Source organism: Maribacter algae, from assembly GCF_047345745.1.
In the GTDB taxonomy this organism is placed as follows: domain Bacteria; phylum Bacteroidota; class Bacteroidia; order Flavobacteriales; family Flavobacteriaceae; genus Maribacter.
In genome coordinates this window covers 116,682-143,535 of record NZ_JBLFES010000001.1, presented here as the reverse complement: position 1 = coordinate 143,535, position 26,854 = coordinate 116,682, and the positions used below count along the sequence as shown (strand labels likewise).

The 26,854-nt window shown below is 40.7% G+C and carries 25 protein-coding genes and 1 pseudogene; 11 read left to right on the top strand and 15 right to left on the bottom strand.

Annotation, left to right across the window (positions count from 1 at the left end):
• Nucleotides 1-14: 14 nt before the first annotated feature.
• From atpB to ACKWBX_RS00625, 6 genes are all read right to left on the bottom strand, one after another.
• On the bottom strand, nucleotides 15-1,181 hold the full coding sequence (gene atpB, locus ACKWBX_RS00650; protein ID WP_413966706.1) for a F0F1 ATP synthase subunit A: 1,167 nt from the start codon (nucleotides 1,179-1,181) through the stop codon (nucleotides 15-17).
• A 109-nt stretch (nucleotides 1,182-1,290) separates the two neighbouring features.
• The gene (locus tag ACKWBX_RS00645; protein WP_413966705.1) at nucleotides 1,291-1,674 is read right to left on the bottom strand and encodes a DUF6168 family protein; all 384 of its coding nucleotides are present in this window, start codon (nucleotides 1,672-1,674) and stop codon (nucleotides 1,291-1,293) included.
• 7 nt (nucleotides 1,675-1,681) lie between these two features.
• Nucleotides 1,682-1,909 carry an AtpZ/AtpI family protein gene (locus tag ACKWBX_RS00640; RefSeq protein WP_413966704.1) on the bottom strand — a complete coding sequence of 76 codons (228 nt, stop codon included), beginning with the start codon at nucleotides 1,907-1,909 and terminating at the stop codon, nucleotides 1,682-1,684.
• On the bottom strand, nucleotides 1,887-2,345 hold the full coding sequence (locus tag ACKWBX_RS00635) for a bactofilin family protein (RefSeq protein WP_413966703.1): 459 nt from the start codon (nucleotides 2,343-2,345) through the stop codon (nucleotides 1,887-1,889). Before ACKWBX_RS00635 ends, ACKWBX_RS00640 begins: the two co-directional genes overlap by 23 nt.
• 4 nt (nucleotides 2,346-2,349) lie before the next feature.
• Nucleotides 2,350-4,941 (bottom strand): type IX secretion system periplasmic lipoprotein PorW/SprE, encoded by a 2,592-nt coding sequence (gene porW, locus ACKWBX_RS00630; protein ID WP_413966702.1) that lies wholly within the window; start codon nucleotides 4,939-4,941, stop codon nucleotides 2,350-2,352.
• A 257-nt stretch (nucleotides 4,942-5,198) separates the two neighbouring features.
• Nucleotides 5,199-6,215 carry a GlxA family transcriptional regulator gene (locus tag ACKWBX_RS00625; protein ID WP_413966701.1) on the bottom strand — a complete coding sequence of 339 codons (1,017 nt, stop codon included), beginning with the start codon at nucleotides 6,213-6,215 and terminating at the stop codon, nucleotides 5,199-5,201.
• 119 nt (nucleotides 6,216-6,334) lie between these two features.
• Between ACKWBX_RS00625 and ACKWBX_RS00620 the strand changes: the two genes are divergently transcribed.
• From ACKWBX_RS00620 to ACKWBX_RS00610, 3 genes are read left to right on the top strand one after another with little or no spacing between them, the layout of a single operon-like run.
• A complete protein-coding gene (locus tag ACKWBX_RS00620) occupies nucleotides 6,335-6,673 on the top strand; it encodes a hypothetical protein (protein WP_413966700.1) in 339 nt (112 codons plus the stop codon).
• Nucleotides 6,670-7,329, top strand: coding sequence for a DUF2461 domain-containing protein (locus tag ACKWBX_RS00615; protein WP_413966699.1), 660 nt, complete (start codon nucleotides 6,670-6,672; stop codon nucleotides 7,327-7,329). The genes ACKWBX_RS00620 and ACKWBX_RS00615 overlap by 4 nt, the downstream gene beginning before the upstream one ends.
• Nucleotides 7,330-7,389: 60 nt before the next feature.
• On the top strand, nucleotides 7,390-7,764 hold the full coding sequence (locus tag ACKWBX_RS00610; protein ID WP_413966698.1) for a SnoaL-like domain-containing protein: 375 nt from the start codon (nucleotides 7,390-7,392) through the stop codon (nucleotides 7,762-7,764).
• Between the two features lie 46 nt (nucleotides 7,765-7,810).
• Here the strand turns inward: ACKWBX_RS00610 and ACKWBX_RS00605 are convergent, their stop codons facing one another.
• Together ACKWBX_RS00605 and ACKWBX_RS00600 are read right to left on the bottom strand one after the other, a co-directional pair.
• A complete protein-coding gene (locus tag ACKWBX_RS00605; RefSeq protein WP_413966697.1) occupies nucleotides 7,811-8,506 on the bottom strand; it encodes an ABC transporter ATP-binding protein in 696 nt (231 codons plus the stop codon).
• 219 nt (nucleotides 8,507-8,725) lie between these two features.
• Nucleotides 8,726-10,195: a DUF5687 family protein gene (locus tag ACKWBX_RS00600; RefSeq protein ID WP_413966696.1), complete on the bottom strand. Its 1,470-nt coding sequence runs from the start codon at nucleotides 10,193-10,195 to the stop codon at nucleotides 8,726-8,728.
• Between the two features lie 138 nt (nucleotides 10,196-10,333).
• Between ACKWBX_RS00600 and ACKWBX_RS00595 the strand changes: the two genes are divergently transcribed.
• On the top strand, nucleotides 10,334-11,383 hold the full coding sequence (locus ACKWBX_RS00595) for a 2Fe-2S iron-sulfur cluster-binding protein (RefSeq protein ID WP_413966695.1): 1,050 nt from the start codon (nucleotides 10,334-10,336) through the stop codon (nucleotides 11,381-11,383).
• Nucleotides 11,384-11,419: 36 nt separating this feature from the next.
• Here the strand turns inward: ACKWBX_RS00595 and ACKWBX_RS00590 are convergent, their stop codons facing one another.
• The 3 genes from ACKWBX_RS00590 to ACKWBX_RS00580 all read right to left on the bottom strand — a co-directional run bounded on the left by ACKWBX_RS00590 (nucleotide 11,420) and on the right by ACKWBX_RS00580 (nucleotide 14,443).
• Nucleotides 11,420-12,196, bottom strand: coding sequence for a patatin-like phospholipase family protein (locus tag ACKWBX_RS00590; protein WP_413966694.1), 777 nt, complete (start codon nucleotides 12,194-12,196; stop codon nucleotides 11,420-11,422).
• Between the two features lie 265 nt (nucleotides 12,197-12,461).
• Nucleotides 12,462-12,761 (bottom strand): thioredoxin, encoded by a 300-nt coding sequence (gene trxA, locus ACKWBX_RS00585; RefSeq protein ID WP_413966693.1) that lies wholly within the window; start codon nucleotides 12,759-12,761, stop codon nucleotides 12,462-12,464.
• Between the two features lie 164 nt (nucleotides 12,762-12,925).
• Nucleotides 12,926-14,443, bottom strand: a complete 1,518-nt coding sequence (locus tag ACKWBX_RS00580; RefSeq protein WP_413966692.1) for a Do family serine endopeptidase — start codon at nucleotides 14,441-14,443, stop codon at nucleotides 12,926-12,928.
• 369 nt (nucleotides 14,444-14,812) lie between these two features.
• Between ACKWBX_RS00580 and ACKWBX_RS00575 the strand changes: the two genes are divergently transcribed.
• The 7 genes and pseudogenes from ACKWBX_RS00575 to arsS all read left to right on the top strand — a co-directional run bounded on the left by ACKWBX_RS00575 (nucleotide 14,813) and on the right by arsS (nucleotide 24,245).
• Complete coding sequence (locus ACKWBX_RS00575; RefSeq protein ID WP_413966691.1) at nucleotides 14,813-15,505, top strand: TIGR04282 family arsenosugar biosynthesis glycosyltransferase; 693 nt, start codon at nucleotides 14,813-14,815, stop codon at nucleotides 15,503-15,505.
• Nucleotides 15,506-15,562: 57 nt separating this feature from the next.
• A complete protein-coding gene (locus ACKWBX_RS00570; RefSeq protein ID WP_413966690.1) occupies nucleotides 15,563-18,763 on the top strand; it encodes a SusC/RagA family TonB-linked outer membrane protein in 3,201 nt (1,066 codons plus the stop codon).
• Between the two features lie 10 nt (nucleotides 18,764-18,773).
• Entirely contained in the window at nucleotides 18,774-20,354 is a 1,581-nt protein-coding gene (locus tag ACKWBX_RS00565; RefSeq protein WP_413966689.1) for a SusD/RagB family nutrient-binding outer membrane lipoprotein, read from the top strand.
• A 60-nt stretch (nucleotides 20,355-20,414) separates the two neighbouring features.
• On the top strand, nucleotides 20,415-21,818 hold the full coding sequence (locus ACKWBX_RS00560) for a sodium:solute symporter family transporter (protein WP_413966688.1): 1,404 nt from the start codon (nucleotides 20,415-20,417) through the stop codon (nucleotides 21,816-21,818).
• Nucleotides 21,803-22,438 (top strand): annotated as a pseudogene (locus ACKWBX_RS00555) (metallophosphoesterase family protein); the annotation flags it as partial. The gene ACKWBX_RS00560 and the pseudogene ACKWBX_RS00555, both read left to right, overlap by 16 nt.
• Nucleotides 22,439-22,672: 234 nt before the next feature.
• Nucleotides 22,673-23,008, top strand: coding sequence for an arsenosugar biosynthesis-associated peroxidase-like protein (locus ACKWBX_RS00550; RefSeq protein ID WP_413967970.1), 336 nt, complete (start codon nucleotides 22,673-22,675; stop codon nucleotides 23,006-23,008).
• A 145-nt stretch (nucleotides 23,009-23,153) separates the two neighbouring features.
• A complete protein-coding gene (gene arsS / locus ACKWBX_RS00545) occupies nucleotides 23,154-24,245 on the top strand; it encodes an arsenosugar biosynthesis radical SAM (seleno)protein ArsS (protein WP_413966687.1) in 1,092 nt (363 codons plus the stop codon).
• A gap of 139 nt (nucleotides 24,246-24,384) precedes the next feature.
• Here the strand turns inward: arsS and ACKWBX_RS00540 are convergent, their stop codons facing one another.
• The 4 genes from ACKWBX_RS00540 to ACKWBX_RS00525 form a co-directional block, all read right to left on the bottom strand.
• Nucleotides 24,385-25,032 carry an ankyrin repeat domain-containing protein gene (locus ACKWBX_RS00540; protein ID WP_413966686.1) on the bottom strand — a complete coding sequence of 216 codons (648 nt, stop codon included), beginning with the start codon at nucleotides 25,030-25,032 and terminating at the stop codon, nucleotides 24,385-24,387.
• Nucleotides 25,033-25,157: 125 nt separating this feature from the next.
• Nucleotides 25,158-25,571 carry a DUF6855 family protein gene (locus ACKWBX_RS00535; RefSeq protein WP_413966685.1) on the bottom strand — a complete coding sequence of 138 codons (414 nt, stop codon included), beginning with the start codon at nucleotides 25,569-25,571 and terminating at the stop codon, nucleotides 25,158-25,160.
• Nucleotides 25,572-25,583: 12 nt separating this feature from the next.
• The gene (locus ACKWBX_RS00530) at nucleotides 25,584-26,033 is read right to left on the bottom strand and encodes an SRPBCC domain-containing protein (protein ID WP_413966684.1); all 450 of its coding nucleotides are present in this window, start codon (nucleotides 26,031-26,033) and stop codon (nucleotides 25,584-25,586) included.
• A 69-nt stretch (nucleotides 26,034-26,102) separates the two neighbouring features.
• Nucleotides 26,103-26,687, bottom strand: a complete 585-nt coding sequence (locus ACKWBX_RS00525) for a Crp/Fnr family transcriptional regulator (RefSeq protein WP_413966683.1) — start codon at nucleotides 26,685-26,687, stop codon at nucleotides 26,103-26,105.
• Nucleotides 26,688-26,854: the final 167 nt, after the last annotated feature.

Sequence of the window (26,854 nt, the reverse complement as noted above, 5' to 3'; positions counted from 1 at the left end):
AAAAAAACTCGTTCTTAAATGAAATCTGCCCTTACATCCTCAGCATCGGGGATTTCTTTGCCATGATCATCATGTCCGTGATCATGACCATGGTCCGCAACCGCCATACCTATGAACAGTGCCGACAACATTGCAAAAATATATGCCTGTAAAAAGGCAACCAACACCTCTATTAAGGTGATGAAAAAAGACAAGACCAGTGATAAGGCCGTGGCACCACCAACAGTCAAGCTATCTTTTAACGTGAACATGATCGCAATGAGACTCATCACTACAATATGCCCCGCCGATATGTTAGCGAATAAACGAACCAATAATGAAAAAGGCTTGATTATAAATGCCCCTGCCAATTCTATAACCGCCAAAACCGGTCTTATCCACCATGGCGCATCCGGCATCCATAGCATATGCTGCCAATAGTGTTTATTTCCACTAAAGGTATATATGAACAAGGTAAAAATGGCCAAACATGCCGTTACCGCGAGCTGTCCCGTAACATTAAAACCAAAGGGGGTGAGTCCCAATAAATTCAAAATCCAGATAAAGAAAAACACCGTTAATAAATATCCCGTAAATCTTCTGTAATGCTTTTCCCCAATGTTGGGTCTTGCTATTTCATCACGAACATAAAGTACAAGCGGCTCCAAAACCCTACCAAAACCTGTAGGAACTTGTTTTTTACCATACTGACGCGCTAAAGATGAGAAAGCAAGCAACATAAACAGGCCTACCAACAAAACTCCAAGAACACTTTTAGTAATGGAAAAATCCAACACTTTATGTGCATTGGTCGCATGATGTTCTTCATCAAAGGATACGGAAGATGCCCCATCTTCCAATTCATATATCTTACTGTGTAATTTTACAAATTTGGCACCGTTGCGCTCCACAATAACTTTACCGTCATCATCATGGTGAAATGCGGAAGACATGAAGGTGACCAGACCTTTACTTGACCAAACGATAACGGGCAGGGGAAAACCAACATGCTTACGTTCCCCTTGGTCGTTCGTATAGGAAAACAAGTGAAAATCATGGGAATCCTTAATGTGGTGTTTGATGTAAGCATCAACCTGTTCTTTTCCGTTAACAGGTCCTTCTTGCTTCATCTGCTTGTCCGAAAAACCGAAACTTTGAAGTGAAAAGCAAATTGTAAAAAGTAATATTAGGCGCTTCGTCATTTTTGAAAATTCCCTTATTATTCCTGATCGAAAATTAGTAGCTCAAAATTTTGCGCAAAAGTAGTCAATATTGCTGGAATTCAAACTAATAAATCTTTAATTTTTTGACTTATTGTTTCCTTAGAATCTTGACGATAAAAAAGACCTCCAACATCAGGAAAATGAAAACGGGAATTAATAAGGAAGCCCTTTCGGGATACGGTAAAAGTTGATCGCCGAATAACTGCGGATATAGCATCATGGCAAAAACGACTATCTTGAACACAAGTGCTCCCAAATAGATAAAGCCAAGCTGTTCAAATAACTTTGGCATGTTCTCCAAAAGTTTGAAAGCAACAACCAATAACAGGGAAAAAGCAAAATGAAAGAGATATGCTTTAAAGAGGAGACCGTTTAAAATGGTTTGGCCTCTAGTAAAGAGACTATGTATAAAATAAGAAATCGTGCCCACTAGAGTGAACACGATCACATATAAAATTATTTTCCTAAACAATTATCCCTTATTTGTTGAGTGCCATCACTTTCTTAATGACAAGATACATGGACAAAAATACGGCAAGCAGCGTGATTGTATCCTCTAAAAATGTTTTTTCGTATTTATCATCTAACCAGCCTCCCAAAAGATTGCCCAAATAAATGGTAGCTCCCATTTGAATGGCAATACCGGAGAATTTTGCCGCTGTGCCTAAGGCTTTATTGCTTTCTTTACGAGGCTTTTGCTGGCTCATTTTTGGCGTTGGCGTTTCCGCTCATAGAAGATTTAAAACCTCCCGGGCTGGTTGCTCCTGAGCTGCTCGATGTCCCTTTTCCTTTCATGGTACAGGATGCATTAAATGTAGCGCCCGGCTCTACCGCCAATTTGGTTACGGATACCGTACCTTCTATAACTGCCGAAGATTTCAGCGACAATAAATCCGATACCAGCAACTCTCCGTTAAAGCTCCCTTCTATATCCGCGTTCACACATTCTACTTTTCCATGGATGTAGCCGTCTTTTCCAATGACCACTTTTCCGGAAGTCTTTACGTTGCCGTCTAACTTACCATCTATTCTAAAATCTGCTTCAGAGATAATATCTCCTTTGATTTTCGTATTCTTTTCGATTCTGTTGGGTTGTCCTCCTAATTCATTCATACTTCTAGGTTTTTGTTTGTCTGAAAACATTTTTTCATGGTTTTGGGGTTAAAAGTGTATTTCTATATTCTTGTAGGTTTTTGTGCACCTGCACAATCTTATAGTTCTCCGATAAAATTACAAAATTCTCATCAGCAACTCGGTAATCCTTATTCTTTTTTAGAAGTTCCGTAAATCCTAGGGCAAACTCCTTGGATTTGAATCCGTGGACCACCACAAACTGGTCCTCTAAATTATATATGTCCTTGGAAACTACATTTCTATATCTCAGATCGGTTATGGCTTTTTCCAATTTCTCCTTTAACTTTAAGGCCTTTTCATTATTACTGCGTTTAAAGGGAAAAACCACTTTCCAATTGCCCGTTCCTGTACTGCCCGTTTCCGAAGAAAATACTTTGGGTTCCAATTTCGGCAATTGTTCCGCCACCATTTGTTCTGCTTTTTTGCCTTCAGGGTTGTTAGGGTAGGTCAACGACACATAATTTAAGGCTTCCTTAAAATTCGTAAAGCCCTGCAATCTGCCAATGGCGTTCGCCTTGAGCATTTCAAACTTCGGCACGATGGGGTCTCCCGTAAAGCGATTGATATTTTGTTCCGCTCCCGTAATAACCTCTAAAAACTCCTGGTCACGGAATTTTTGAAACAATCTTTCATAGCGTTTCTCCGGGCTGTCCGAATCATCCGCTAAAACTGCTTGCGGATTCAAAAGGATTTCCGCGTAGCGGGAATCTCTGTGATTGGTTATGATATCCGTTTTCATGGCCGATGCCAATGCACTGCCTTCCTCCTCATATATCTTATATAAATTGTATTTGGAAGGAAGTATTAAGCGTTCCTCCGGGTCAGAATCCAATACATTTTCCAATTTTCCGGCCGCCAATACATTTTCCTTGAACTTTTCCTTATAAATTAAACCCAACTGATAGTTCGCAAAATTCCGTTCTCCTCTTAGGCTATCGATTACGGCAACATCGGTTGGAATCCTATCCATATAAAAATCCAATGAAAACTTCTCTTCTTCGGTGGCCTCGATTTCCCCCTGTTCGGCAATTACCTCTCCTGTAGCTTCCGAAGGTAGTGCAACCGATTTGTTTGACCATCGCCAATCATCGGCCAACTCACGGTTTCCCCATTTGTTCTTAAAGTCGTTCTGACCATAGCCCAAACTGGTAACGTTATAAAAGTAGAATTTGCCCTTGTTCTCTTTACCGCTCTTACTGTTCACAAAAGAGGCGAAACCATCGGTAATCCTTTCTTTTTCTTTTTTCTCCGCTTCTTCCTTCGCTTTTTGCAAATCTGCTATATAGTTCTCAAAATAAGTAATCTGCTCCTCTTTTGGTAATTCGAATAAGGTGATGACACTATCGGTATACTGAACCACGTCCTCATATTTAATAACATCTTCAAGATTGTCCAGTTTCTTTTTGACCAAACGGTATTTTCTAGTATTCTCATTTAAATTGGCAATAACACTATCGTAATAGGCCCCTGCATCTTTATACTCGTTCTGGTCAAAATTGTATTCTGCCAGATTTTCGTAATTCAAGGCATTTAATTTTGGCTCATTTTGTGTAGCCCTTAGCGATCTGTTGAAATACAACAAAGCCAAACTATCCGAACCCTGTTCCAAATGAAACTCCGCTACCTGACGAAAGATTTTGTCCAAAAACGGCCTGTTTTCACGGTTTTCCTCCATTTTCGTCAAGTATTCATAAACATCCTCTTGGTTTTCAGGTGTTATTTTGATATTCCGTATTTTCTGGATTTCGGCATTGATCATGTATACTCTAGGCGAACGCCTATTTAAATCAATTACTTTATCAAAAGCGAGATTTGCGCTGTCCTTATAACCCAATTGATTGTACAATTGTCCGATAATATATAGATATCTCCCTTTTTCGGGATTCTTTTTTGTGTATGCCGATGCTGTTTTCAGATTCTGAATGGCCGTATCAGGGGCTTTTAAGTTAATATAGGCTTGCGCTAAAAAGGCCCTTGCATCTGCATATTCCTGATCTCCCAAATTTTCAAGCTTAATAAGGCGCTTCAGGTTTTTAATGGCCAGCTCCTCGTTCTCCAAACGAATGTTCGTTTTCTCCCGCCAAATCGTTGCTTCATTGTATTTATCACTATCTACATACTTGTTCAAAATATAATTGAACGCTTCCAAGGCAGGAATATAACGTTCATCAAAGTAACGTGCCTTTCCCAATAAAAGGAAAGCATCATCGGTACGGGGGTTTCGCTCCTCGTCCTTAATATCCATACTGTGCTTTTGGATGGCCTTGGTAGCCTTTTCCTCAGCAATCAAAAAATTAGGGTTGTTGTCCTCGGAATCCAACTTTATCTCGCCACTCACCTCTAAGCGTTCTATGGGCAAAATTTCCCAATAATCGTCCTGATAGGCATCATTCAACGTAGTCCGCCCTTCCTCAAACGCAATATCACCATTGTACAAGGTGTTGTACTTGGTGTTGAGCGCATGCCAATTGCGGTTTATAAACTTGTCTTTTTTGACCGAACAGGCATTAAAGAACAATGTTCCGGAAAGTATGGCAAAAATGTATCTAAATTGAACCTTCAAAATAAAGTGTATCGTATGTATGGTTAACTTAAAAAGTGCCATAATATTATGCAGTTCATCGACAAATGACCAATTTATTTTGAGCGAGATCTACAGATCTCATGAGGTGACACCTGTATTTTACAAACTGGTCAGTCTAAAATGGGGAAAATCGACCCATAATTTCTTGCAATTTTACCGTTTATCGATGCTTTTTCAATCAAAAACGGACTATCCCGAAAATTGGAACACTACCATTTATCAAAAAACCGACTCGCAAGTCGGTTTTCCAGTTTTCTTCGTATTATCGATGAAATGCATTACCAAGCGGTAGGATTATTGGACACATCTACCCTGCTTCTATTGTATTTTCCTTTATAAGCTATCGGGGATAGGCCCACATATTTCTTGAATACGTTGCGAAATGCCTTCTGATCGGAATACCCCACGCCATACATGATTTCGGTCACATTGTTCTGTGTAGATTCCAAACGTTTTTTAGCTACTTCAACCTTTACGCGTTGAATATATTCCAAAGGCGTGTTCTGTGTTGCTTTTTTAAAGCGCCTTACAAAATTTCGTCTGCTTATGGCATATTTGTCCGCAAGCCTATCTACAGAAATCCTTTCTGAAACATTTCCTTCTATATACCGCTGGGCCATTCGTATTGCTTCGTCCTCATGGTCTTTTTGGCCTTTGAATATGGCAAATTGATGTTGATTGTCCCTATCCATTTCAATCTCAAAAAATTTGGAAATGTAAATTGCCGTTTCTCTCCCACAATATTTGTCGACCAAGTGTAACATCAGATTCAAAAAGGAATAGGCGCCACCGCTCGTATAAATACCGTCCTCGTCCGTAACCACTTTATTGGAGACCAAGTTCACCTGAGGGTACGTTTTTTTGAATATATCCATTCCGGCCCAATGCGTTGTACATTGCTTGCCATCTACCAGTCCCGTTTCGGCCAACAAAAAGGCACCCAAACACAAACTGGCCACTTCCGCATTATATAATTCCTTTTGCCGTCTAATCCAATACACAAAATCATAATTGTCCTTGATATCCTGTAATAGATTTTCCGGTCTTCCCGCCGGGATAACAATCAAATCGGTCTCTTTGATAGTGTCTATAGTAGCATCACAATGTATGCTGAAAGCTCCTTCATACAGGGTGGTATTCTTGTTTAACCCTACCAAATGAACATCAAAAAAAGGCTGCTGTGTTTTTCCCGTATTGGCCATATACATATTGGCCGCATTAAATATTTTATAGGGCCCTATAATACTACTAAGAATGGCGTTACCCTTTGGAACCAAAATACTTACGTGTTTCATGTCTTTATTTTTGATTGATGTATTATTCTCAAAGCTAGTCGATTTTTTTGGCACAATCAACCCTTAAAAGTGTCTTATTTGCCCTTCTTGGCAACTGACCAGCTTTTGTAGTTTTGGGTATGACTACGGAAAGAACACTTGCCTTTGAACGCTTTGAAACCATTAGGAAATTCCTATGCACCAGTGAAAGAAATATTACAGAAGGCAAAATGATGCGTTCACCGGCCATACATTATAAAAACAAGGTTTTCGCATTTTTTTCTACAAAAGACCGAATGGTATTTAAACTAGGAAAAGTACTGGATTTATCTCAGTACAACTTTGAAATCCTAGTGTTTAACCCTTTTAAAAACAAAGGGCCTTTGACCGGTTGGTATGAAGTTGATTATATAAACAACGATTATTGGGAGCAGTTGGCGCAAAAAGCACTGGAACAAATTCAAAAAGAAGTAAAATGATTTCAAAAGAGTACAGTACTTTTTTTAAGGAATTAAGTGAAAACAATCACAAGGAGTGGTTCCACGCCAATAAAAACAGGTATGAAACCTATGTAAAGTTGCCTTTTATCAATCTTTTGGAAGAATTGCTCGACAAGTTATTGGAATGGGATTCCCGTATTTTACCAGACCCGAAAAAAGCGCTCTTCCGAATCAATAGGGATGTTCGATTTTCAAAGGATAAAAGCCCTTATCATACCATTATGAAAGCTGGTTTTTCACCGGAAGGAAAAAAATCTATTTATCCGGGTTATTATTTGGGCATCGATGCCGAAAATATCCATGTTGGTGGTGGATTATTTATGATTCAACCTTCCGAACTCAAAAAGATAAGAACCCATATTGCCAATAACACCGAAGCCTTTATAAAACTAACAAACAGTAAAAATTTTACTTCCAATTTTGGAAAACTTAAGGGAGAAAAATCTAAAAGATTGGATAAGGAACTACTAGAAACTGCGGAAAAAACAGATCTAATCTTTAACAAGCAGTTCTATGCGATGGCCGAATTTCCTTTGGAACCTTTTTATGATTCAACCCAACTAAGGGAAGAGATTCTAGATCATTTTGAAGCCATAAAACCTTTAAATACTTATTTAAACAAGGCTTTTACATAAATCACAAATAGTTTATTCATTAATCGGCCAAAAAAGTATTGGGCCAAAATTCAAACAATTATGACAACAAAAGAAGTTGCCGACAAGCTAGTCGGCTATTGCAGACAAGGACAATTTGACAACGCCATGAAAGAGCTTTATGGCCAAGATATTGTAAGTATAGAACCCAAAGGCGCGCCGATGGAAAAAGTTGAAGGCTTTAAAGCCGTTATGGAAAAAGCAGAATTCTTTAACAATATGGTAGCGGAATTTCATGGCAATGAAGTCTCAGAGCCATTGGTAGCCGATAATTTCTTCTCCTGCCGTATGAAAATGGACGCTACCTTTAAACAAGGAGGGCGCCAGGCCATGGAGGAAATATGTCTTTACCAAGTAGAGAACGGAAAAATAGTTAAGGAGGAGTTTTTCTATACCCCTGCTCCAAGAGATTGCTAACGACTAATCTTTAAAGCCCCTTTTTTAAAAAAGGGGCTTTTTGATTTTATCCCGCAAAGAATGTCTCCAATTCCTTAAGCGTCTCGGTAGAAGTCTTGATGTCCTTTACAATTTCGCCCTTGTTCAGCACTACGATACGCTCACATACTTCCGTGACATGTATTAAATCATGACTGGAAACCAATACCGTGACATCTTTGTCCGATGCCAATTCTTTAATGATGGATTTTAACCGTATCTGTGTTGTCGGGTCCAAATTGGCAAAAGGCTCGTCCAAAATAACCACTTCAGGATTTCCTATAAAACTGGCAACAATTCCCGCTTTTTTCTGGTTTCCTTTGGAAAGGTCCCGCAAATACTTTTTCTGTCCTAAAATTTCACCATGGAAGAAGTCTTCGAAATTTGCCAATAAACTATCAACATCGGCTTTATTGGCTTCTCTCAAATCCCCGATGAAATAGAAATATTCCTCTGGGGTCAAATAGCCTATCAAAAAAGTTTCATCAATAAAGGACGATGTAAAGGGTTTCCATGCTTCACTGGTATTTACCTGTACTTCGTGGTTAATGATGTGGCCCGTGGTAGGCTGAATCAAATCCAACAACAAACTGAAAAAAGTAGTCTTTCCCGCTCCGTTATTGCCTACTAGACCAAAACTCTGGCCCTTCGGTATGTCCAAGCTATCTATGTTCAGGACGGTCTGTTGTCCATATTGTTTGGTAAGGTTTTCTGTTTTTATCATATCTTGAAAATATTTTCTTTACTTCTGGCTTCTGGCTTCTGGCTTCTGGCTTCTGGCTTCTGGCTTCTGGCTTCTGGCTTCTGGCTTCTGGCTTCTGGCTTCTGGCTTCTGGCTTCTGGCTACTGGCTACTGGCTACTGGCTACTGGCTACTGGCTACTGGCTACTGGCTTCTGGCTACTGGCTACTGGCTACTGGCTACTGGCTACTGGCTACTGAAATCAACTATTCTTTTCTTTAAATCCGGCAATCATGCCATATTTCTTGCTTCTGTATTGCTCGGTTATTTTATCCAACAAATAATTTTTTAGCGCAAATCCTATGACACCCAATACCGAAAGAAAAATAACGGCGGCTTCTAGGGAAACGGCGTAGTACATAATGGTAAAAAGTAGGATGGGAGCCCCCAATACGGGCAACATGATCAAGAACTGTGTTGCGCTTGTCCCTTGCATATTTCCAAACGGACTCTTATCCAATTCAATTCTTTTTTTATTGAAAGACCCGAAGAATAAAATGACCGGTATATTAATGCCCAGATTATATAGTGCACAACCAAAATTTATGGCCAAAGCGTGCCAACCAAAGTAAACATAGGGTATGGTCAACAAAAACATAGCGACTACGGTTACCGAAATAAGCGTGGCCTTTGACTCCAAATATTTACGTAACGGAATATTCTGGGACATCATCATACTATAATAACTACTGTCCCAGGCAGGGATAAACTGTCCAAAATTACTAAGGAAAATGCCGGTCATGAATATTCCCAAAAAGGCCAACATCGGCATCATGTTGGAATAGATATCCTGTGTATAGAATATCAAACCATAAAAGACCATTAACAATGAGATAAAAACCTGGGACTTGGTTCGTTTGTTGCGCCAAATCATCTTTAAATCCAACTGCAAGAACGTTCCCATTTCTCCAAACCGTCTGGTCCAAGCCAGATCAGATGTTTTCGCCTCGGTAGTCTTTGATTTTAAACTGGCATCCAGATAAATTTTGTTCCTCAGGAATTTGTAGTTTACCCAATACGTCAAAAGCCCTAAAACAATAGGGATTAAAACGGTGACCGGATAGGCGTACAAGGCATGGAATATTGGTCTGAAGAATTCCTTAGCCGAAAAAACCCCGAAATAATCAAGACCGTACAAACCTAGAATTAATGTGACTATGACTATTAAGGCTTTATCGCTCTTATTGATCAAAAGGTTTATATAATTGATGCATAGCGTAATGGCAAAAATGCCTATTATCCAGAGAAATACATTTAAAAATAAATACCTCTGAAACAATAGAACAATACCGAAGGGTACAAAAAGAAAAAGCGAAAGAAAATTATAAAATGAAACGCCGGAACGACCCAAAATATAGTGGGCTATCGTACTTTTTTTAACAGGGGTAGCCAGCAAAGGTTTTATATCCATGACGGGTAATTTTTGCATAAAATACCGCAGGAACAGTTCAATCAAAATCCAATAAATGAAATATTGGCTGAGCACCCATAGTGGTCCTTCGTTCGGGAACAGCTCTCTTAGAATAAAGTACAGTCCGGCACCCGTCCCGGCCAAGGAGAGGAGCATGTAAATTCCAAAAAATCCCATAATGACTTTGATAGCCACGCTTTTTCCAAAGTTGGACGACCTAAAGAACGACTTCCATTGAAGCGAAAAAAATCTTTTGAACATAAAGGTTGGTTTATGATATTCTGATGGTTAGTAACCAAAAGACGAATTTTGTTACAGTGCGGGCAACTTTTTTATACTCCAAATTTTTTATCGCTTTAGCAATCCGTAATTTTACATCTTCTAAAAGATAGAGATACCATGAGCCAATTTCACGCCCTGAACGTAAAGCAAATCAAAAGATTGACCCCGAGCTCCGTTGCGGTCACACTGGAGATTCCAAAAGACTTGATACAAACCTTTGCCTTTACCGCAGGCCAGTATATTACCATAAAAAAAGAAATAAAGGGAAAAGAGCTTAGAAGGGCCTATTCCATTAGTTCCTCTCCCAAAAAAGAACATATTACTATCGGTATCAAGAAAGTAGATCGTGGAGGATTCTCCGATTATGCAAATACCAAATTGGCCGTAGGGGACACATTGGAAGTCATGCCGCCAGAAGGGCGTTTTACCTTTAAACCTTCGGATACCCCAAAAAATATTGCGGCTTTTGCCGCCGGTAGTGGCATTACGCCCATAATGAGTATTGCCAGAACAGTTTTGGACGGAAATCCAAAAAACAAGATGGTTTTGGTCTATGGAAATAAATCCGAGGAAGAAACCATGTTCTATACGGATCTTGCCAAATTGGAGCTGGAATATCCGGACCGGTTTTTTCCTTATTTCACCTATAGCGAATCCAAAGGGGACAATGCCCTTTTTGGCCGTATAGATACCTCAACCGTTAATTATGCCCTTAAAAACAAGCACGCGGATATTTCTTTTGATGGATATTATCTCTGTGGGCCCGAAAAAATGATTCATCTAGTGACCGATACCCTGCTCAATAATGATATTCCCAAGGACAATATTCATTTTGAACTTTTTACGGCTACGGAAATCAAAGAGGACATGCCCGTTGCCGCCGATGGTGAAACTACGGCGATCGTTGTTGTGGACGATGAGGAATTTACCCTTGTCATGGATAAAAAGACACTCATCTTGGATGCGGTGCTTAAAGAAAATATAGATGCCCCCTATTCTTGTCAAGGTGGTGTCTGCAGTAGCTGTATCGCTAAAGTGACCGAAGGAAAGGCCACTATGGTCAATAATCAGATTTTGACCGATGGGGAAATTGAGGAAGGATTTATACTAACCTGCCAGGCGCATCCAACTACTTCTACAATCAAGGTGGATTATGATGATGTTTAAGCCCCCCAGCCCCCAAAGGGAAAGTTGAAAAGCTGATTATGACATTTCCTTAAACTTACCCACTGCCGTTTCATATCCAATAGCATAGGCTTTTTCTATGCCCTTTCGGTCTAAGATGCCAATATGTTCCAAGCTTTTGGGTTCAAAAACAATATTACATTTTTTTATTTTTTCCCGATTGATGGCATATATCATCAACCCTGTAGTACGGCCCGTAAGTTGTAGCGAATTGTTCAAATCTTTCTTCTGTAATTTGGAAACGATGGAGACATTGCTCCCGATGATAAAATCTACCTTGCCAAGGATTGGCTCCAATGGGAAATTGTTCATGATACCGCCATCCGCATATAGACTGCCATTGTACATTACGGGGCTAAAGACAGGTGGCAAAGCAGCAGAAGCCAACAAGGGCTTTATGAGCTCGCCTTTATCAATAAAGGCTTCTTCGCCTTCCTGAAGATTGGTTGCCACGATGCAAAGCTCTTTTTCTAAAGCATCAAAACTGTCATGGGGAAGGTAATTTTTAAATATTGATACATACCGTTCGGTATCTATTAGGCCGGGTTTTGCAATAGCGAAGAAATTATACTTAAATAATGGTGTCTCTTTGAAAAAACGGAGCATATCGCTCACGGAATTGCCGTTGGCATATAAAGCGCCTACCAAAGCGCCAACACTGCTACCGGAAACTATTTTCGCCGTTAAACCGACTTCCTCCATCGCTTTAATGACGCCAATATGGGCCATACCCCGAACACCACCGCCAGAAAGTACCAGTCCTATCGTTTTATTTTCCAAAGATGTGATGGCCATCGCATTCGTTTGTCACAAAGCTACTTTAATTTAAACATCAATCTTAAAAAGTTTAATGTTGAGTTTGATAAATAGATTTCTATTCAAATGCCAATGCATATCAGGTCTAGCCTACCTCGCCGGCAGGCAGGTGCTATCGAGAGCTATTTTTTAATTGAAGTAGTTCTCGACTGCGCTCGAACAGACATTCTAAAATTCTTCAATTTTAAATACTTAAATTCAACTTTTTGACAAAAGGACAGGAACTCTGATTCTTTTTCAACGACTAAGAATTCTGATTTATCAACTGTACCAGTTGTTCTTTAGGCTGCACACCCGATTCTCGCCAAATCATCTCCCCATTTTTAAAGAGCATTAAAGTGGGTACCCCACGAACCTGAAATTTCCCCGCCAAGCTTTGATGCTTGTCTACATCTATTTTTACGATTTTTGCCTTTTCGCCCACATCTTGGGCAACATCCTTTAGAATAGGCGCCAAGGTCTTGCAAGGTCCGCACCAATCGGCATAAAAATCTACCAGTACCAACGGATGTGAGCCTATAAGTTTATTGAAGTTTGCTTTCATTTTTACTTAGTTGTTATGTTACGATGTTCCTAACGGTCACTATATTTTATAAAAATAGGGTTCTTACAAATCTAGCGTTCAATATACTGTCTCATCGAGCGGAGTCGAGATGACAGTGAAACGTAATTTGTAAGAACCCTACTTGATATGTTTCCTATTATGCATTAAGAATCCATCCCGAAAGCATAATAGTACTTGCTGCCATCTTCATAAATTCCTTCTATCATAACGCCACCTTTTTTACCCTCTAGGATTTCGGACACATCTTCTACATCTTTTACGCGTTTCCCATCAATATGTGTGATGATAAAGCCTTCTCGCATCTGGGTCTCTTTCCTGATTTTGCCCGGATATAGTTTGCTGACCTTTACGCCACCGTCCAAATCCATCTTTTTGGCAGTTTCCTTATCCAACGTTTCAAAATCTGCCCCCAGAAGGTTCAGGATTTCCTTTTTCTCCTTCATCACGATTTCTGTAGTTCCCTTTATATTTTCAAGGACCACCTTTATTTCTTTCTCTTTTCCGCCCCTGTTAATCAATAAGGTCACTTCATCTCCTGGCCTTTTGCTGGCGATCATTTCCTGCAGTCTGGGAGAGGTGGTCGTTTCCACACCGTTTACTTCCAGGACAATGTCTCCGGATTCAATCCCTGCCTTGTCCGCCGCGCTGTCCTCTCCGACTTGTTCTACCCAAACACCTTTCACAAAATCCACGTCTTTGGCTTTGGCCAAGTCACTGTTCATGGTCATAATTCGCACACCCAACATTCCGCGCTGTACTTTCCCGTATTTCAATAGGTCTTCCACAACTTTGGTCACAATGTTGCTGGGCACTGCAAATCCGTAACCGGTGTAGCTTCCGGTAGTGGACGCAATGGCCGTATTGATACCGATCAGATTTCCTTCAAGGTTTACCAAAGCCCCACCACTATTTCCTGGGTTAATGGCTGCATCGGTCTGGATAAAACTCTCCACGGCCAATTCTTCCCTGTTGATATTGATGCTTCTACCTTTGGCACTAACAATTCCTGCCGTCACGGTAGAGTTTAATCCCATAGGATTTCCAACGGCTAGCACCCATTCGCCTACCTCTACATCGTCTGAATTCACCAATGCCATGGTTTTTAGATCCTTTGCCTTAATCTGTAAAAGCGCTAAATCTGTTGTAGGGTCCGTTCCGATAACATTTGCTTTATACGATTCATTATTATATAAGGTAACCTCCAATTCATCTGCACCGTCTATAACGTGGTTATTGGTCACGATATATCCTTTATCATTGATAATGACTCCGGAACCGGTACCAATTCTTGGTCTTTGGGACATCCCCTGTGGGGACTGCCCTTTGAACATATCTCCAAAAAATTCCTTGAACGGATCTGGTAACTGCCTTGGCGTACCTTGCTGATGGTAATTAGAAGAAGTTTGAGTAGATTTAATATGGACTACGGCATCCAAAACTTTCTCGGAAGTATCCGTAAAATCCAATGGGGTAATATTGCCATCCGCATCGGCAGTGTACAATACTTGTTTTCCTGGTACAGTCTCTACTTTTGTAATGGCCGTTGGTTCTTCTTTGCTCGTTTTATTATATTGAATAACGGCCAAGCTTACGGCCAAGGCAATCAACGCTGAAAACAAATACGTTTTCCAGTTGTTTTTGTTTGTGCTATTTTCTTTCATATTAAGTATATTTTATTTTAACAGCTCTAAGTTTGACAAATCCCGTGCCATTTGAAAGGGGCAAATCGCTAAAATTTTTCTAAAATTTACTCTTTTTTTAAGTCTTTTTTTAGACCGTACAGTTTGTAGGCCCTTCTCTTATCCCTTAAAAGCAATAAAATTTATGCAGTTTATCGAAAATTGCTTTTCGGTAAAGGAAGATATTGTGTTTTACAAAGTCTTTTCAAAACACAGAACCGACCACAAGGTCTGTTTCTGACAAAACGGCAATATGTTAAAATTAAAGTCACTTGTAAGCTGTCATATTTTCAACCGACCTTACCATTGCTATATTTTATTGTAAGTTTACCATAATAAAAAAGAACTCCTTTGTCGCTCGCTCAAAACAAAACGGCCATATTGGTATTTGCCAATTCTTCAAAAGAAGAATTGCTGCACAAACCTATGCAAAAGGGGAACCTTCTTTTTGATGCCCTCACTCAAGATACCTTAAAAAAGGTACAGCGAGCCGGAGTTCCCTATTTTCATATTTCGGAGGAAGAACAACGCGGATATAATTTTGGTGAACGCTTTGTACATGCAATTACCAATGTCTTTGATCAAGGGTATGATAATGTTATTACCATAGGTAACGATACGCCACAACTGACCACAAAACATTTACTGGAAACCCAAAGACAGTTGGAGGAAGGCAAAACCGTATTTGGACCTTCACAAGATGGCGGTTTTTATCTAATGGGGCTGCATCGTAGTAATTTTGATGCTGAAATCTTCAAAAGATTGCCCTGGCAACGTTTTAATCTGTTTGGAAGAATTTCCGATATCCTAAAAAATACCGATTGTTCCATTTTTAGGCTGCCTACGCTTAGGGATATAGACGACACTAAGGATATAATAGTACTATCAGGCTTTATAAAGGCTATTTCCAAAAGGTTTTTACGTTTATTCGCACTACTTATAAATACGCAAAACCAAATTATTCTCCATATTGATTCTTGGTTTTCTTTCCTATCGCATAGTTTATATTTCAATAAAGGCTCGCCTAGACCTCTCTACATCTAGCGCTTATTGAACCGGTCGTTTTCTACGGCCCCATTTTTAATCTATTCCATTCATTACATGAAATATTTTTTGATGGTCATGACATTGTTTATGACTTTTAACGCCGTTGCCCAAGAAAACATAACGGGAACGGTAACCGATACGGCAGGAGAGCCCATTCCTTTTGTAAACATACTTTTGGTAGGTACCACTACGGGAACGACTACCAATGAAAACGGTCAATATACTATTGCTATTCCCAATCTTTCAGGAACGTTGGAATTTTCGGCATTGGGGTACCAAACACAAAGATTTTTAGTGACTTCCAACCAATTGAACGTGGTATTGGAAGAATCCTCTGAACAATTGAGCGAAGTGGTCCTGACCGCATTGGGGCTTAAACGGGAAACCAAGGAACTAGGCTATGTGGTTCAAAGTTTGGATGCCGAAGGCGTCACCGAAGTAAAAGCGATCAACTTCTTGGACAATCTTACGGGGAAACTTGCCGGGGTGACCATAAATCAAGGCCCTACCGGTCCGGGATCTACCTCTAGAATTACGATTAGGGGCGAAGCTTCTTTCTCCAATAACAATCCTCTTTTTATCGTAGACGGTGTGCCTATCAACAATAATTCGGTCTTTAATTTTACCAATGAAGCTGCGGCCGGTTTTCAGGAAGTGGATTTTGGGAACGGTGCCATGGAGGTGAACCCAGATGATATTGCCGAGGTCTCCGTCTTAAAAGGGCCCAGTGCCGCTGCATTATATGGGACTCGCGCTGCCAATGGCGTTATCGTTATTGAAACCAAGGACGGCTCCAAAAGCAAGGGCTTGGGCATCAGCTATAATACCAGTTTCTTTGTGGACACAGCATTTCAGCTGCCTGATTTTCAAAATGAATACGGACAAGGACAATCCGGGATTTTTGAATTTGTAGATGGTCTTGGCGGTGGAACCAGTGATAACATCACCTATAGTTGGGGACCACGTTTGGACGTAGGGAATTTGATTCCACAATTTGATAGCCCGGTGACTTTACCAGATGGTAGCGTGGTCCGTGGCGGTGATACCTCTTTGTATTCGGGATTGCCCATTACCCCAACGGAATTTCGATCCAACCCCGATAACTTAAAGGATTTATATCAGACCGGAACTACCTTTATCAATAACCTAGCGATTTCTTCGGGCTTTGACAAAGGTAATTTTAGACTTTCATTTACGGATTTGAGAAGCGAAAGCATCATTCCCGGTGTAAATCTGGACAGACAGACCGTATCTGCACGTTTAAATTTCCGCCCCACGGAAAAATTGCGTATCAATTCCTCCATCAGCTATGTAAATTCGCAGAGCGATAATCGTCCTTCCAACGGTTATGGTTCGGAGAACGTAAATTACTCCTTGGTGGCTTGGGGGCCACGTTCACTCAACATCGATAGCCTTCGCGATTATTGGCAGCCCGGTCTGGAAGGCCTTCAGCAGTATTCTTTCAACTATACCTTTTTTGATAATCCGTTTTTCATTCTTTTTGAAAATCGAAATTCATTTAATCGAGACCGGGTTTTTGGAAATGTTTCCGCCTCCTATGATATTACGGATAATATCACGGCTACCGTTCGTACGGGAATGGATTATTCCAGCGAACTGCGTCAATTAAGACGTTCCTTTAGCTCTAACCGCTTCCAAAACGGGGGTTATGCCGAGCATGATGTACTGTACCGGGAAATAAATACGGATTTCCTATTGAATTATAACAATACGTTCGGCGATTTTAAGGTCGATGTTTCTCTTGGTGGAAATCGATTGGACCAAAAAGCCTTTACTTCACAATCCCAGACGACAAGCTTGGCACAGCCCGGAATTTTTAGGTTGAGCAATGCCGCCTCGCCCATTGAAGTATTCGAGTTCGAATCCAACAAACGCATCAATAGTTTTTACGGCTTGGCCAAATTTGGTTATAAGGATTTTCTCTTTTTGGATATCACAGGCCGTAACGACTGGTCCAGTGCTTTGGCAACACCGTTTTCTGTGGATAACGTATCTTTTTTCTATCCTTCGGCATCCACAAGTTTTATTCTTTCTGAAGTAACGGATCTGCCAAAGGCAATTTCTTTTGCCAAGCTTCGCGCCAGTTATGCCCAAGTGGGTAATGATACCAATCCCTACCAAACTTCCGGTGCCTTTGTGGCGCAAACGCCATTTAACGGTCAGCCTACTTTTAGCGACCAGAATTTTATCGCGAACCCGAACCTTCGTCCGGAACAGACCTCCGCAATTGAATTTGGAGCGGATGTACGCTTCTTCAGGGATAAACTGCGTTTTGATATTTCATATTATAATGCGGTGACCAAAGATCAGATCATTTCGCTTCCTGTAGGGATTTCCTCTGGGTTCAATCAGCAGGTAGTCAATGGTGGAAAAGTACGTTCTAAAGGGATTGAGGTCATTTTGGGCGCTACTCCGGTCGCTACCCCCAACTTTAAGTGGAACAGTACGGTCAATTTCAGTAGAAACCGTGCTACGGTAGAGGATCTACCGCAGGATGATGGACGTTTAACGCTGGCCTTCTCGAGAATTTATGATAGTCAGAACCAAACTGTTTTCGTACAGGTAGAAGAGGGCGGTCGTATTGGTGATCTCTATGGTACGGGCTACCTAAAAAACGATGATGGCGATTTTATCCTAACGGATGAAGGACGCTATATTCCGGACAATACCCTGCAAAAATTAGGAAATTCCAATCCGGATTTTATGGTAGGCATGAGCAACCAGTTCAATTATAAAAATTGGGATCTGGGATTTTTGTTGGATTGGCGCCAAGGCGGGATAATCGTCTCCCGAACACGTGCTCTGGGCAACGTAGGAGGTCAATTGGCCGAGACCGCATTTAGACCGGAAGAGGGTATTGTACCAGAAGGTGTCGTAAATGTTGGCACAGCTGAAAACCCGGTGTTCGAAGAAAATACGGTAGCTGTGACCGCCGAAAGTTTTTACCGTCAGTTTTTTGATAGAAATCATGAGGAGAACAACACTTATGATGCCTCTTTCTTAAAATTGCGACAGTTTTCCATCGGATACACTTTTGAAAACCTCAATTTCCTACAGCAAAATGCAAGCCTGCGACTTTCATTGATTGGTAGAAACCTATTCGCCATAACCGAAAATCCGCATTTTGACCCCGAGCAATTTTCTGTTCAGGGACAAAGTTTTGTGGGCGGGGTAGAGGATTTGTCCTATGCTACCACAAGAAGTTTTGGATTTAAAGCCGGATTTAATTTTTAAGATGAAGACAATGAAATTTATATATACGATATACAAAAAGCTCTCCTCCCTTGTCAGGGAGGGATGGATTCCTTTTCGATTCATTGAAACAGGAATACGAGGAGGGTTGAAAGCTCATCCCCTCCAATCACAAGTGACCACTTCACCTTGGTTAAGGGATGGGGCTGGTGCACTGTTTGTTTTGAGCCTATTGTTTACTAGTTGCAACAAAGACTTTGAAGAAATCAACACCAATCCCAACCAGCCGTTGACCGTGCAGCCCAGTTTGTTGCTGCGGCAAGTAATCTATGATTATGGGGAGCAAATGTCCTACGAAGGTTTTACGGCCGGAGATTTATTGGGGCAGTACCGAACAGCACTGGATTTTAATCTTTTTGACCGTCACGACTTAAAATCGCCCCAATTGGGCGGAAATCCTTGGCCTATTTTATACACCAATTTGCGTGATAACGAGCAGATTTTAAGATTGGCCCTGGAAAATCCAACGTTTGAAGTATATGAAGGCCCGGCCCGAATTCTGAAAGCTTATATGGCAGGCGCGTTGACCGATATGTTCGGCGATGTTCCCTATTCCGAAGGCTTCCAAGGTAAGGACGTCACCGTAACGCCTGTCTATGACAACCAAGAGGACATCTACTTGGCGGAAGGCGGAATTTTTGACAACCTCGAAAAAGGCATCGCAGCTATTGAAAATTATACTGGAACAATTCTTCTAGAGGGCGATATCCTTTTTAATGGCGATTTGGACGGTTGGCTACGTTTTGCACGTTCGTTGCAAATTAAATTTCTGATGCGGACCTCCAACGTACAGGATAACGCCTCGGCTTTACAAGCAATAGTAGATGCAGGCGGATTTATTTCCGAGAATTCGCAAAATGCCGCGTTCGATTTTAATGATGGTGAACCCAATAATTTTCGTTTGGCGCGTTTGCGCATAGGGGACTTTAACAACTTTGTGCTTTCCGAAACGATGGATGAAATCTTAACGGATTTGAACGATCCCAGAATCGGAGTCCTGTTCAGACCCTTTTCCAACAGTGATTCAGAAGCGTTCAACGGACTCTTAAACGGTATCGATGCCACACAAAATGCAGCTGTTTTGGCCGATTTCTCTCTGGCAGGCACTGCTTTTCGGGAAAATACCAGTGCTTTGGATGCCAATTTTATGACCAGTTGGGAAACACATTTTCTTTTGGCTGAAGCTGCAGAACGAGGTCTCATCACAGGAGATGCACAAACTTTTTATGAAATTGGTGTAACGCAAGCTTTTGAATATTGGAATACGGAATTGCCAAATGATTATTTAACAGGACCTGGAGCCTATACCACTGGAAATCCTATAGAAAATATCATTACTCAAAAATGGATTGCAAATATCATCAATGGATATGAAGGTTGGATAGAATACCGTAGGACCGGTTTCCCACAATTGAAGACCATTTCAGCAAGCTTAAATAATGATTTAATTCCCGTTCGTATGCCCTACCCGGCAGAGGAACAGGCCTTGAATGCCGTAAATTATGAAGCTGCGGCTGCCAAAACGAATGGAAATAGTGTTGACGCCCCTGTTTGGTGGGATGAAGCACCCTAACCCCCCAAAGGGGGAGAACTTCTTCTCTGATGGAAAAACGGATGGATAGTAAAATAAATGATGGCTAGGACTTTAGTTATAACGGATTTCTTAACGCTCCCCCTCTCTTTTGGAGAGGGGGCTGGGGGGAGAGGCTGGTGGCTTCAATGGGGTCTCGTTATTGTATCCAGTTTGGCACTCTTTTTCCTTTCTCCCTTGGCAAAAAATACCGATGAATTTTTTAGGGCGCAACACCGTAAGAAAGCGCCTAATACCTTCATGCTCATGGGGAGTCTTGTCATTTCGTGGATTTTTGCCAAGAGCATTACCAACGCTGCAAATCTAGGGCTTGACTATGGTCTTGTAGGCGGTGTGGCCTATGCAGGATATTATTTGTCTTTTATCGTTGCGGGAATCGTTATTTATCAAATGCGCGTAAAAGGGGGGTATACAAGTATCCATCAGTTTTTAACGAGTCGGTTTGGGAAAAGTGCCATGGCGTTGTTTTCCATCTTGATCGCTTTTCGTTTGTTCAATGAAGTCTGGAGCAATACTATGGTCATTGGTTCCTATTTTGGGAAAATGGGCAGTGCTCCCTATTATTGGGCCATTATCGTATTTACGGTATTGACCTTGGCCTATGCGCTTAAAGGTGGTTTAAGCAGTTCTATCTTTACGGATGTCATTCAAATGGGGCTTTTTGCCATTCTATTAAGTGTTATTCTTTGGGTATTATTCGAACCTTCTACTAATTTTTCGGCCAACGATGTAATGACCTCGGGAACATGGTCATTAGATATGGGGATGAACCTGCTTTTTGCGGCATTGCTTCAATCGTTCAGCTATCCGTTTCATGATCCCGTGTTGACGGATAGGGGTTTCATCAGCCCACCAAAAGTCACCTTACGGGCCTTTTTATGGGCAGGTTTCGTTGGGGCCATCTGTATTGTGCTCTTTAGTATCATCGGAATCTATGCCCAAACACAAGGAATGAAAGGGCAAGCGGCAGTGGAAGTGGGCAAGGCTTTTGGATTGGTCATTTTATTGGTCATTAATTTTATTATGATCACCTCAGCGGCATCAACTTTGGATTCTACTTTTTCGTCGTTTTCAAAATTGTTATCGGTAGATCTCAATTTGGGCAATAGTCTCAGATTTGGAAGGCTTTCCATGGCTATGGTTGCTATTCTAGGAACGATTCCCGTTTTCTTGGATGCAGAAATCCTATCGGCCACAACAATAAGCGGTACTATGGTCATCGGTCTCACTCCTGTTTTTGTTTTTTGGAACCTTAGAGTACCCAAAATTAGTTTTCACCTCAGCGTTATCGGTGGACTGCTTTTTGGCATTCTACTCCTATTCAATCTATTTCCAGAAGGTCTTATTTTCAGCTCCGGCAAATATGCGGACCTGCTCTGGATCAACCTTTGGGGCATATTGTGTTGTACCCTTTTATATATAATTCCTTCATGGATAAAGAAATAAAACATATCGGCACAAAAAGCGGAAAGCTACTCCTTTTTGGCGGGGTCTATAGCAACTTGCAAGCCTTGGAAAAATTGATTTCCATTGCGGAAGCAGAGAACATCGCTCCGGAAAATTGCATTTGTACCGGTGACATTACCGGCTATTGTGCCCAACCGGAGGAAACCGTACAATTGTTCAAGGAATGGGGTGCCCAAAGTATTGCAGGAAACGTGGAATTACAATTGGCGAACGATAGTGAGGATTGCGGTTGCGATTTTAGGGAAGGCAGTAGGTGCGATGGTTTTTCCAAATTATGGTTTCCATATTCCAAAGGAAGATTGTCCCAAAATTCCTTTGATTGGATAGCGCAATTGCCGGAACACATCGGATTTGATTATGGCGGAAAAAGAGTGACCGTAGTACATGGATGCTATAACCACATTTCGCAATTTATTTTTCAATCTACTCCATATGCCGTGAAAGAAAGTACTTTTAACAAAACCAAAAGCGATGTAGTCATCGCAGGGCATTGTGGGTTGCCTTTCAGTCAAAATATAAAAGGTAAACTGTGGTTAAATCCTGGTGTTATTGGAATGCCCGCAAATGACGGTACACCGAGAGTATGGTATATGCTGTTAGAAATCAGAGATGGCGATATAATATATACCCATCGGTCTTTTGAATATGATCATAAGACCGCACAACAATTAATGTTCCAAAACCACTTGCCGGAAGAATACGCGGATACGCTTGCCTCCGGGATTTGGGACAATATGGAAATCCTCCCCGAACTGGAAAAGATGGGACAGGGCATCCCAATATTACTTGACAATACAAGCAATTACAATATAGAAACTAAAACACAGAAAAAGATGGCAGATTCGTATTATGATCCAAAAGACCTGAGAAAATTTGGTAAAATTACCGAATGGAGCGAAGAGCTAGGAACTAAATTCTTTGATTATTATGGTAAAGTTTTTGAAGAGGGAGCGCTGAGTTCCCGTGAAAAATCGCTCATTGCCTTGGCAGTAAGTCATGTGGTAAAATGTCCGTATTGCATTGACGCATACACCAAAGATGGTCTGCAAAAGGGAATTACCAAGGAAGAAATGATGGAGGCCGTACATGTAGGTGCCGCCATTGAAAGCGGTGCAACATTGGTACATGGCGTACAGATGATGAACAAATATAACAAGTTATCTATGTAAGTAGAGCGCTTCGTTATTAGAGATTAGATGATATAGGTTGTAACCTTACCATACTTACACCGACAAACCCTAATGTGAGAACCATTAGTCAAACAATTACGTATATTTTCGCACTGTTATAGAGCGATGAAAATTTAAAATAAAGATGGAAAGTATCTTACCCAAGAAAAATACTAAAAAGCCGATGCAAAAATCCCTAAAAGCTAGGGATAACGAGTTTGCGGAAAGCAATAAGCAATTGGAAATATTGAACGGTGGTATTTTTGCCGATGGTGAACTCCCCTATTTTAAGGATAAAATCGATAAAATTGGGCATTTTCCGTTGCGACCCAAGAAGTTGGAAATCCTACAGATCAATGTAGGCTATATGTGCAACCAGGTTTGCGAGCACTGCCATGTAGATGCCGGTCCGGACCGAAAGGAAATCATGACGCGCGAAACCATGCAACAATGTCTGGAAGTGATAAAAAATACCGGGGCTCATACTTTGGACCTCACCGGCGGCGCACCGGAAATGAACCCGGATTTTGAGTGGTTTGTAGAAGAGGCGGCCAAAGCGGGTATCAAAGATTTTATAGTTCGTTCCAATCTGACGATCATACGAGCCAATAAAAAATACTATCACTTGCCAGATTTCTTTAAAAAGCACAATGTTCACGTAATTTCATCCATGCCACATTATACTCGTGGAAAGACGGATAAGCAACGTGGTGACGGTGTTTTTGATAAATCGATTAAAGCCTTACAGGAACTGAACGAACGTGGTTACGGCATGCCCGGAAGCGACTTACGACTGGATTTGGTCTATAATCCCTCAGGAGCTTATTTGCCCGGTGACCAAATGGCCATGGAAAAAGACTTTAAAAAGGCGTTGGACGAAGATTTTGGGATTCAGTTTCACAACTTGTTCGCTATTACCAACTTACCCATTGCCCGTTTTTTGGATTATCTGGTTGCTTCCGGCAACTATGAGGACTATATGTATGCCTTAGTAGATGCCTATAATCCTGCCGCTGTAGAAAACGTGATGTGTACCAATACCATTTCCATTAGTTGGGACGGTTGGCTCTACGATTGTGATTTTAACCAAATGCTAGGGCTGAAAGTTGCTAGTAAAGTAAAGCACATCAAGGACTATAACGAAGACATTCTAAACGATAGAAATATTATCATCTCCCAGCATTGCTATGGTTGTACCGCAGGTGCCGGGAGTAGTTGTCAGGGAACCGTGGCGTAAGCCTCCCCTAGCCCCTCCAAAGGAGGGGAATGTTTATTTGGATATCCTTAGAGACAGAGGTTTAAAGGACACAGCAGATTATTTACATTCTCAATTGTAATACTTAAGCTTCAACAAATCTATCCTTTAGGTTGTTTTATTATCGCAGAAAATCTAAAATATCCTGATGTTTTTCTCTTTTGGCAATATCCAAAGCCGTATCGCCATTGTCCATTAGTAATTGAGCAGAAGCCCCATTTTCAATAAGTAATTTCACCAACTCTAAATTACCGCGATGCACTGCCGAATGTAAGGCCGTTACGTTTTGCATTTGAGTAGCATTGACATCCGCCCCATTGTTCAATAGCATCTTGCAAAGCTCATAATTCTCTTTGGCCACGGCGGAATGTAACGCATTTACTTTTGAAGGATTTGTCGCCGCCATGTTGGGGTCGGCCATGTACTCAACCAATAGCTTCGCAATTTCCGTGCGACCGAAAAAAGCAGCTAAGGACAAAGGTGTAAACCCATCTTTTGAGTACTCATTTACGATTTCTTTTTTCGATTTTTTTAAATAATCGGATACTTTTTCTATTTTTCCGCAGATAATCGCCTCATGAAATGTGAACGAAGTTTTTAAGTCAATCGCTTTTTGAAATACCTCGTCCAATCCGCTATAGGCTATCAACATTAAACAGGAATTTCCGTTTTTATCTTCCATCTCCAAGACCTTGGGATTTTCCTGTAGCATCAATAAGACCTTTTCAGTTTCTTTATTTTGAAGATGGTCTTTTAAAAATTCAATCATAAGGCCTAGTCATTTGTTTTCTATGGATTTAAGTTACTCGTATTTTCTTTAAAAAGAAAAAACCACCCAAGTCAGGTGGTTTTTAGCATCAATCATCCAAACTCCAAACATGTCTTAGATGTTTTTTAAATCGCTCGCATGCGATTGTTGCGTTTGTTGTGTTCTACTTCGGCCAGCCCTAAATATTCCATTAAGGGAGGAATGTACATCCCAAATCTTCCTTTAAATCCTTTTTTGAGTCCGTACCATCCGCCTATGGGGTTTTTAGGAGAGCGCCCCCAATGTTCTATTGTATTAGGTTTTGTTTCTACTTTTTCATCCTTACTTCCCAAAAGCATCCAATCTCCGTGTGCTTTGAGCATTTTATGTAAATCTTCCAAACAGCGAATATCATAGTGCAATACGGTTGTCTTTACGGTACATACTAAAATATCACGCCCAGCTTTCTCATCAACATGCATGGTATACTCCGAAGATAAGGGCGGTGTTTTTAATGTTAACGGTTGTTCTTTTGTGCCTATTTTTTCTCTATAGTTCATTTCTGTTCTTTTTTAAGATTGATATTCCGCCTCTTGTTTTAAATCTGATACAAATTTTTCAAAAGAAGCATCAAAAGATGGAATCTTATTGGCAAAAATGGGGAATATGGGACCGCCTATTTTCTCAGTCATTGAAAAAAGTGTCTTTTCTCCTTGGGGTTCTAAAATATATGTGCGTTTCCCCATGGCATCTCCCCACACTAATTTTTGATTTGGAATGACTTCTTTTACTTTTAAGGTAAAAGTCCTTTTAGGGTCTAGTTGGCTTTTCAATTTTATTTTGCCGCCTTCTCTAATATCCCCATCTAAGGACACGATGGTAGAATTCCATCGGGGCATATCCGAAGCATTGGTCAACAAAGACCATATTTTGGCAGGTTCCGCTGTTATAAGTTGTTGAATGTTCGTCGTACGGCTAAACGTTTTTTTACTCGTTTGAGCTTTTCCAAATACTTGTGCCATGGGTTAATGCTGTTTTAGGCATAAAAAAACGAACAATCTCTTTAAACGAATTTTACATATGTTAAAAAATCACCCTTTCAACTGTGTCCCGGAACGTATTCTGGACAATGTAACTTGAGAGACCTGCAGCATGGACGCAATGTCCTTTAAAGGGGCAACCTGTAAAAAACGGGGAAAGGCAGATTGAATATACTGATAGTTTCTAGTGGCATCATTTGCTAAAAGGTTTACAAAAACATCTATCAACGTAACATGTAACTGCTCCGTAAGGAGAATCCCGAACATAGCCCAGTTATTGTTGTTCTTAAAAAGCTGAAGTAAGTTTACCCTATTGATCATAAGCACTTCCGTATCCTCATAGAATTGAAGGTTAAACTGGGATTTCAATTGACTTGTAAAACTTTTGTATTCGGCAATAAACGTTTTTTCAGGTTTCATCCAAAGTGTGATCTCTTCTCCCTTTTCATCCAAATAATAACACCTGGTAATGGAACTATTGGCAAAAAAAAGATAATCTGCCAAGCTGCCTTCTTTGGTAATAAGGTCTTTGGCCTTGTATTTTTTAAAATCGAAACATTGCAGTCCGGTTTCGATATCGTTTTGCGAAAAATCAGGGTTGATGTCCCGTAGAGAAGCTCTAAGATGTTCTTTCATATTTATTGGATTGGTTCTACTTAAAGACTCTTAAAACTGAAGTATGTTACAGTATCCATTGAAAGAAAGAACGGGATACGATTACTTCATTCTGTTAGGAGCGGAGGTTTGAATAATTAAAAATAGGAAGTTCTCAAATCATAAACACATAACCATTTCAAACACAA